This is a genomic window from Pseudoroseomonas ludipueritiae (assembly GCF_014490445.1).
GTDB classification, from domain to species: Bacteria; Pseudomonadota; Alphaproteobacteria; order Acetobacterales; family Acetobacteraceae; genus Pseudoroseomonas; species Pseudoroseomonas ludipueritiae.
This window is the reverse complement of the sequence record NZ_JACTUZ010000187.1, coordinates 1-7,679: the sequence shown is the minus strand read 5'-3', so window position 1 is coordinate 7,679 and position 7,679 is coordinate 1. Positions and strand designations below refer to the sequence as shown.

8 protein-coding genes are annotated in these 7,679 nt (G+C 69.4%); 1 reads left to right on the top strand and 7 read right to left on the bottom strand.

Annotation, left to right across the window (positions count from 1 at the left end; all coding sequences use genetic code 11):
* A partial coding sequence (locus IBL25_RS23070; RefSeq protein WP_238940606.1) for a DUF4189 domain-containing protein occupies positions 1-445 on the top strand: 445 nt, incomplete at its 5' end.
* A 7-nt stretch (positions 446-452) separates the two neighbouring features.
* Here IBL25_RS23070 and IBL25_RS23065 read toward each other — a convergent pair.
* From IBL25_RS23065 to IBL25_RS23035, 7 genes are all read right to left on the bottom strand, one after another.
* Positions 453-1,331, bottom strand: coding sequence for an alpha/beta hydrolase (locus IBL25_RS23065; protein WP_187780832.1), 879 nt, complete (start codon positions 1,329-1,331; stop codon positions 453-455).
* Positions 1,332-1,407: 76 nt separating this feature from the next.
* Complete coding sequence (locus IBL25_RS23060; protein WP_187780831.1) at positions 1,408-2,469, bottom strand: polysaccharide pyruvyl transferase family protein; 1,062 nt, start codon at positions 2,467-2,469, stop codon at positions 1,408-1,410.
* 299 nt (positions 2,470-2,768) lie between these two features.
* Positions 2,769-3,470, bottom strand: a complete 702-nt coding sequence (locus IBL25_RS23055) for an ABC transporter ATP-binding protein (protein WP_187780830.1) — start codon at positions 3,468-3,470, stop codon at positions 2,769-2,771.
* Positions 3,470-4,231, bottom strand: a complete 762-nt coding sequence (locus IBL25_RS23050; RefSeq protein WP_187780829.1) for an ABC transporter ATP-binding protein — start codon at positions 4,229-4,231, stop codon at positions 3,470-3,472. Before IBL25_RS23050 ends, IBL25_RS23055 begins: the two co-directional genes overlap by 1 nt.
* Positions 4,228-5,193: a branched-chain amino acid ABC transporter permease gene (locus IBL25_RS23045; protein WP_187780828.1), complete on the bottom strand. Its 966-nt coding sequence runs from the start codon at positions 5,191-5,193 to the stop codon at positions 4,228-4,230. The genes IBL25_RS23050 and IBL25_RS23045 overlap by 4 nt, the downstream gene beginning before the upstream one ends.
* Positions 5,186-6,100, bottom strand: coding sequence for a branched-chain amino acid ABC transporter permease (locus IBL25_RS23040; RefSeq protein WP_187780827.1), 915 nt, complete (start codon positions 6,098-6,100; stop codon positions 5,186-5,188). Before IBL25_RS23040 ends, IBL25_RS23045 begins: the two co-directional genes overlap by 8 nt.
* Positions 6,101-6,107: 7 nt before the next feature.
* On the bottom strand, positions 6,108-7,295 hold the full coding sequence (locus IBL25_RS23035) for an ABC transporter substrate-binding protein (RefSeq protein WP_187780826.1): 1,188 nt from the start codon (positions 7,293-7,295) through the stop codon (positions 6,108-6,110).
* Positions 7,296-7,679: the final 384 nt, after the last annotated feature.

Sequence of the window (7,679 nt, the reverse complement as noted above, 5' to 3'; positions counted from 1 at the left end):
CGCCGGCCCGGCCAGCCGTGCCCCCGCCCCGGCGAAGCCACAGGCGGGCAGGGAGCCGCCGGCCCCGCCCCAGGCCCCCATGCCCGCCCCGGAAGGCGGGCCTTTCGGCGCGGTCTATCTGGCGCCCGCGCCTTCCTCCGGCATCGGGCTGACGGCGAATATGCCGGACCGCAACGCGGCGCATCGCGCGGCCGAGCTGGAATGCATCGGGCGGCAGGGCAATGCCTGCCGGCTGGCGCTGGAATTCCGCGACCGCTGCGTGGCGGTGGCACAGGGGCTGGCGCCCCGGGGGCTGGTGCTGACGGAAGACCCCAGCACCTACCAGGTCAGGATCGCCATGGCCGGCGCCGGTGCCACCGCCGCATTGGCGGAGCGGGAGGCGATGGCCGCCTGCCGTCAGCGCTTCCGCGGCACCTGCCGGGTGGCGCGCAGCACCTGCGGGTGAGGCGGCCTCAGCCCCGCATGGCATCCAGCACGGCGCGGCAGAGCGGCGTGCTGCTGTCGCAGAGCTGGAAGACGATGTCGAAATGGTTGGAGGCCGGCGGCGCCGGCACCAGCGCCACCGCGCAGCCGGCCTGGCGGCAGCGTTCCGCCTGGTCCCGTGTCTGGCGCTTGAATTCGGCGGTTTCGGTCCCAGCGACGCTGAGCACCACCGGCAGGCCAGGGCGTGGCGGCGGCAGCAGGGCCGGCGAGTTGCGCGCCGCCGCCGCCGCATCCAGTGCCAGCCAGTCATTGGTGTGGCAGAGCCGCAGCGGCTCCAGCTCGAAGAGGCCGGAGAGCAGCGTGGCGCCGGCCACCGGATGCGGCGGCAGGCCGAAGCCGGCCGGCCAGTCGCCGCCCGCCGCCAGCATGGCCGCCAGATGCCCGCCGGCCGAGCTGCCGCTGACATGGATGCGCGCCGGGTCGCCGCCATGGCTGGCGATGTTCCGGTGCACCCAGGCCAGCGCGGCGCGGCATTGCCGCACGATCTTGTCCAGCGAGGCACCGGGGGCGAGGGCATAGTTCACCGCCACCACGCAGCAGCCCGCCGCCGTCAGGGCCGGCGCCATAAAGCCGGAATCGGCGGCATCCAGCAGCCGCCAGTAGCCGCCATGGATGAAGACAAAGACCGGCGCCGGGCCGCCCCTGCCGGCGGCGGGGAAGATATCCAGCCGCTCCGGCTCGCTGGGGCCATAGGGGATGTTCAGCAGGCAGGGCAGGCCGCGCCGGGCGGCCTCGGTGCGGGCGCGGTACTCGGCCAGGATGGGCGCGATATCCGGCACCGTGGCGCGGGCATTGTATTCGCGGTCCAGCGCCGCGCGGTCCATGCCGCGATAGAGCATCGGGGGCATATCTCCAGCCATGCGCCCGGATGCGGCCCCCGACTGGCACGCCAGCCGGAGGGGTGGGCAGTGGTTTCCTGGCCGGTCAGGCCATGACGGCTTCGATGTTATTCTCGACGCCGTTCTCCTGATAGAACTTCACCACCTCGTCCTGGCACTTGCGCACGGCCTTGTTGGTGGAATCCCAGTCGTGGTCCAGCATGGCCTTCACCGGGTCGATCCAGCCGGCCTCGATGGGCTGCGAGGGCAGGTCGTAAAGGTCGCAGAATTCCTCAAGGCGGGAATCATAGGTGTAGTAGAAGCAGGGAATGCCCTGGTTCAGCGCCACCATGTTGCCGTGGAAGCGGAAGCCGATGGCGGCATCCAGCTCACGCGCCTTGCCCAGCCAGTCCTCGATCGAAACGATGGAGGAGAAGGCGCAGATGATCTGCAGCGGATCATAGGCATCCTTCAGGCCGACTTCCCGCAGGAAGCCCTTCGCGGCTTCAATGCGCGTCTGGAAATCCTCGGAGCGGTCGGCGATGGCGAATTCCTTGGGAATGCCCTGCTCGAAGATCTTGGTGAGCGGCGCATTCTCCAGCGCGAAGCGGATCACGTCGCCATGCAGCGCCTTGGCCAGCTTGGGATCGCGGCAGAAGATCCGGCTGCCGAGCGCGGAGTGGATCGAGATCCCCAGGCGGCGATAGGCGGAATTCAACGTGTCCGTAACGAACACGGGATTCTGCCGGTTGAAGTAGAACATCGAGGGGCAGCCCGTGACGCGGATATTCTTGCCGCCCAGGCGCTTCACGATATCGGCCGTGAAATAGCCGCGCACCGAGATGCTCTTGGACTTCTCCGAGAGCTTCTGGACGAATTCCTTGGCCTTCTCGTTGTTGTCGAGGAAGGTGACGTCGTCGTCGGCGTTCTGCGCGCCCAGGCCGATGCAGGCGATGTTGCAGTCGATGCTGTCGACTGTCTTGATCGCATCATCGAAGTTCATTTCGTTGCTGAGATAGGTGGAGCCGCGCATCACCGCCACATCCACCGGCTGGGTCAGCTTATAGCCGAAGCCCACTCCAACCGTTTCCTTGGCCTTGATCTGCCGCAGGATGGCGGCGCAGACCAGCATGTCGCCGTAATTGGGCTTCCATGAGCTCGTCCGCATGTCTGGCCAGCCGACAACGCCGTCCCGCATGATGTGATTGAAATGAATGAGGGCCGTCTTCGACATCTTCAGACTTTCAAAAAGACTTCGTGGATCTAAAGAATTGCCTTCGCCGCTGACGCCTTCATGAAAGCGAAGGATGTGTGACAGGCATATCCCGGGCAAAATTCCAGCGACATCCATAAGCACGCAGGGGTTGTGGCAACAAGTGGCAATTTAATTGCTTTGCCGGACCGGTTGCGTTTGTCTCGCTGCTGGCCAGCGGAATTCGGATGGCAGGCGGTGGCCGGGCGCGGGGGCTAGACCCCGATCCAGCCCCGCACCCGCTCCGCGTCCCTGGCCAGGGCCAGGCTGTCGCCGGACCAGACGGTGCGGCCCTTTTCCAGCACGTAATGACGGTCCGCCAGCCGGCCCAGGGCGGTCAGGTTCTTGTCGATCACCAGGATCGCCTGGCCGCGCCGCTTCAGGCTGGCCAGCGTCGCCCAGATCTCGGCGCGGATCACCGGCGCCAGCCCCTCCGTCGCCTCGTCCAGGATCAGCAGGTGCGGGTTGGTCATCAGCGCCCGGCCGATGGCCAGCATCTGCTGCTCCCCGCCCGAGAGGGTGCGGGCGGATTGCCCAGCGCGCTCCCGCAGCCGGGGAAACAGGGTGTAGATGCGCTCCAGCGTCCAGGGCTCGGCATGGCCGGCGCGGTTGGCGGCGGTGGCCACCAGGTTCTCCCGCACGCTGAGGGTGGGGAAGACCTGCCGCCCCTCCGGCACCAGCCCGATGCCGCGCCGGGCGATGGCTTCCGGCGGCAACCCCGCCAGCGCCGTGCCGCGGAAGCCGATGGCGCCGCCGCGCGGCGGGTTCAGCCCCATGATGGCGCGCACCGTGGTGGTCTTGCCCATGCCGTTGCGGCCCAGCAGCGTCACCACCTCGCCCGCCCGCACCTCCAGCGCCACGTCGAACAGCACCTGGCTATGGCCATAGCCGGCCTGGAGGCCCTGGACCTCCAGCATCAGACGCCTTCCTCCTCGGCCAGATAGGCGGCGCGCACCTCAGCATTGGCGCGGATCTCGGCGGCGGTACCGGTGGCGATGACGCGGCCATAGACCAGCACGGAAATCCGGTCGGCGAGGGCGAAGACCGCCTCCATGTCATGCTCCACCAGCAGGATGGCGACCTGCCCCTTCAGCCCGCGCAGCGTTTCCGTCATGGCGCGGGATTCGCTGGCGCCAAGGCCGGCCATCGGCTCATCCAGCAGCAGCAGGCGGGGGGAGGCGGCGAGGGCCAGGGCCAGCTCCACCTGCTTGCGCTCCCCCGCCGCGAGATCACCCGCCGGAATGCCGTGCCGCGCATCGGGCAGCCCGGCGCGGCGCAGCAGGGCGCGGGCGGGGGCGCGCAGCCCCTCGTCCCGCGTGGCATCGCGCCAGAAGCGGAAGGAATGGCCCTGCGCCGCCTGCACCGCCAGCGCCGCATTGGCCTCGGCCGTCTCCTCGTCCAGCAGTTGCACGATCTGGAAGGAGCGGGACAGGCCGCGCCGCACCCGTCGCGCCGGGGGCAGGCGGGTGATGTCCTGGCCATCGAAGAGGATGCGCCCGGCATCGGGCGGGATCTCGCCGGTGATCTGGCCGATGGCGGTGGACTTGCCGGCGCCATTGGGGCCGATCAGCGCATGCAACTCCCCGGGCAGGACATCGAGGTCGAGGCCATCCGTCGCCCGCAGCCCGCCGAAACACTTTTCGAGACCCTCGATCCGCAGCAGCGCGCCACCGCTCATGCCGGCAGCACCCGGCGGAGCAGCGCCATCAGCCCGCCGCGCGCGAAAAGCACCACGCCGAGCAGGATGGGGCCGAGGATGAACTGCCAGTGCTCCGTCCAGGCGGACAGCCAGGTCTCCAGCCCCACCAGCGCGACCGCGCCCAGCACCGGCCCCAGCAGCGTGCCGAGGCCGCCGAGGATGACCATGATCATCAGCTCGCCCGACTTGGCCCAGTGCATCATGTCCGCGCTGACGAAGCGCAGCGCATTGGCCATCAGCCCGCCCGCCAAGGCCGTGCCCATGCCGGAGATGGTGAAGGCCACGAGCCGGTAGGGATAGACGGAGACGCCCAGGGCGGCCATGCGCCGCTCGCTCTGCCGCGCCCCCGCCAGCACGCGCCCGAAGCGGGAGCGGGTGACGCGGCGGAGCAGCAGCAGCCAGGCGGCCAGCAGGCCAAGGCAGAGCCAGTAGAGCTGGGCGGGGTCGCGCAGGTCGAGGCCGGGGAATTCGCCGCGCCGGCGGATGGAAAGCCCATCGTCGCCGCCATAGGCCTTCAGCGAGACGAACAGGAAGAACAGCATCTGCGCGAAGGCGAGGGTGATCATGATGAACTGCACCCCCCGCGTGCGCAGGGACAGCGCGCCCAGGATGGCGGCCGAGGCGCCGCCCACCAGCATCGCCGCGCCCAGCGTCGGCAGCAGGCCGATGCTGCCGGGGATCAGGCCCAGGAACAGCTCCTCGGACCGCCAATGCGCGTAGAGGATGCCGACCGCATAGGCGCCCAGGCCGAAATAGGCGGCATGGCCGAAGGAAATGAGGCCGCCATAGCCCAGCACCAGGTTGAGCGAGGCGGCGGCGATGCCATAGATCGCCATGCGGGTGGCGAGGCTGATTGTGGCGGGGCTGCCGGCGGCCTCGGCCAGCCAGGGCAGGGCGATGGCCAGCAGCAACGCCAGGCCCAGCAGCAGGCGGTCACGCATGGGCGGGGAAGAGCCCACGCGGCCGCACCAGCAGCACCAGCGCCATCAGCACATAGACGCCCATGGAGGCGAGCCCGGCAGCCAGGGCATCGGCATCCGCGCCCTGCATGGTGCTGCGGAGTGCCGCGGGCAGGTAGGCGCGCAGCAGCGTATCCACCAGCCCGACCACCAGCGCCCCCGCCACCGCGCCGCGCACCGAGCCGAGCCCGCCGATGACGATGACCACGAAGGTCTGGATCAGGATCTGCTCGCCCATGCCGACCTGCACGGAGAAGATCGGCCCCGCCATCAGCCCGGCGAGCCCTGCCAGCAGCGCGCCCAGGCCGAAGACCAGGGTATAGAGCAGCCGCACATCCACCCCCAGCGCCCGCACCATCTCCCGGTGCGTGGCCCCGGCGCGGACCAGCATGCCCACGCGCGTGCGCTGGAGCAGGAACCAGAGGCCGAGGCCCACCAGCAGCCCGACGCCGATGATGGCGATGCGATAGGCGGGGTAGGGCACGCCAGGGATGATCTCCACCGCGCCCTGCAGCAGCGGCGGGATATCGACGAACAAGGGCTGCCGCCCGAAGAGCAGCACCATGCCCTGGTTGAAGAAGAGGATCAGCCCGAAGGTGGCCAGCACCTGGTCCAGGTGGTCCCGCGCATAGAGCCGCCGCAGCACCACGAATTCCACCGCCATGCCGCAGAGCGCCGCCGCCGCCAGCCCGGCCAGCAGCGCCAGCAGGAAGGAGCCCGTCTGCGCCGCCACGAAGGCCGAGGCGAAGGCGCCCACCATATAGAGCGAGCCATGGGCGAGGTTGAGCACGCCCATGATGCCGAAGACCAAAGTCAGCCCCGCCGCCAGCAGGAACAGCATGACCCCGAGCTGCACGCCATTGAGCAGCTGTTCCAGCAGCAAGGCCATCAGGGTCTCAGAACTTGCACTGCGCCGAATGGGCGTCGCCGTAATTCTCCAGCACCTTGCCGGGCTGCGTCACCAGGGCGAGCTTGCCGTCCGAGCCCTTCTGCACCTTCAGCATGAACCAGTCGCAGACCGGGTGCTGGTTGGGGCCGAAGGCGAACTTCCCGCGCGGGGACTCGAACTTCGCCGGCATCATGGCCTTTCGGAAGGCTTCGGTGTCCTCCACCTGGCCCTTGGTGCCACGCAGCGCCGCGCCGATGGCCAGCGCGGTGTCGTAGCCCTGCTCGGCGTAATAGGTCGGCATGCGGTTGTACTTGGCCTGGAATGCGGCCAGGAAGCCGCGATTGGCCGCATTGTCGAAATCCGAATTCCAATGCGCTGTCACGGTGATGCCCAGCGCCGCCTCGCCCACCGCCGTCATGGTGTTGTAGTCCATGGACGGCGAGGACAGCACCATCGGGATGCTCTGCGACAGCCCAGCCTGCACGTATTGCTTCAGGAAGGCGATGCCGAGCCCGCCGGGGTGGAACTGGTAGATCGCGTCCGGCTGCGCCGCGCGGATCTGCGCCATCTCGGCCGCGTAGTCGGTCTGGTCCAGGCGGGTATAGATCTCGCCCGCCACCGGCAGGGCGTATTTGCGCTTGAAGCCGGTGATGGCGTCCTTGCCCGCCTGGTAGTTGGGGGCGAGAACGAAGACCTTCTTGTAGCCGAGGTTGCGCGCGGCCTGGCCGGCGGCCTCGTGCAGGCTGTCATTCTGCCAGGCGACGGACCAGAAATTCGGGTGGCATTCCTTGCCCGCCATGTTGGAGGGCGAGGCATTGGGGCTGACATAGATGCCGCCCGCGTCCAGCACATCCGGCACCGTGGCGCCCAGCACGTTGGAGAAGACGATGCCGGTCAGCAGCCGGATCTTCTCGTTCTGCATGAAGCGCTCGGCGATCTGCTTGCCCTGGCCGGGCTTCAGCGCGTCGTCCTCCACCAGCAACTGGACCGGCACGCCGCCGAGCTTGCCGCTGTCGACCTCCATCGCCAGGGCGAAGCCGTCGCGGATGTCCTGGCCCAGATAGGCGCCGGGGCCCGAGAGGCTGGTGATCATGCCGATCTTCAGCGCCGCGCCCTGGGCCAGCGCCGGACGTGCCAGCAGGGGCGCCGCCGCCAGCGCGGCGGCGGAGCCCAGCAATCTGCGCCTTTCGATCATGTTCCCGACTTCCCTTCATTCCGGACGGTCCTGCGGGCGGAGCCTGCCGCGCCAACCCCGCCGCGGCAATGGGTGTTGCGGCGGCCGGGCGGCCTCCAGGGTATGATCCGGGCAATTTTTCCCTCTGCCGCCGGTCCAGCCCCACGAAGGAGGCATCCCGCCCGGCCGGCACGCCTGTGCCGGGCCCGTCCCCAGGGGGCATGAGACCAAACGAAACGGTGCTTCGCTCCCGGTGGCCGCAGGGTGTAAGGGGGACGCGCCATGGCATCCAATGAACTCCGCGCCGACCGCCCCCTGGTTGGGGACCGTGCCCGCCCCGCCCCCCCTGTCGTGCAGCGCCCCGCCCCTGGCGGCCCGCCGCCAGGCGGCAAGCCGCCGCGCCCG

What these genes read in the sequence shown, in the direction of transcription:
- IBL25_RS23035 (WP_187780826.1), bottom strand. Translation starts at nt 7,295, where the DNA reads ATGATCGAAAGGCGCAGATTGCTGGGCTCCGCCGCCGCGCTGGCGGCG.
- IBL25_RS23060 (WP_187780831.1), bottom strand. Translation starts at nt 2,469, where the DNA reads ATGCGGACGAGCTCATGGAAGCCCAATTACGGCGACATGCTGGTCTGC.
- IBL25_RS23055 (WP_187780830.1), bottom strand. Translation starts at nt 3,470, where the DNA reads ATGCTGGAGGTCCAGGGCCTCCAGGCCGGCTATGGCCATAGCCAGGTG.
- IBL25_RS23050 (WP_187780829.1), bottom strand. Translation starts at nt 4,231, where the DNA reads ATGAGCGGTGGCGCGCTGCTGCGGATCGAGGGTCTCGAAAAGTGTTTC.
- IBL25_RS23040 (WP_187780827.1), bottom strand. Translation starts at nt 6,100, where the DNA reads ATGGCCTTGCTGCTGGAACAGCTGCTCAATGGCGTGCAGCTCGGGGTC.
- IBL25_RS23065 (WP_187780832.1), bottom strand. Translation starts at nt 1,331, where the DNA reads ATGCCCCCGATGCTCTATCGCGGCATGGACCGCGCGGCGCTGGACCGC.
- IBL25_RS23045 (WP_187780828.1), bottom strand. Translation starts at nt 5,193, where the DNA reads ATGCGTGACCGCCTGCTGCTGGGCCTGGCGTTGCTGCTGGCCATCGCC.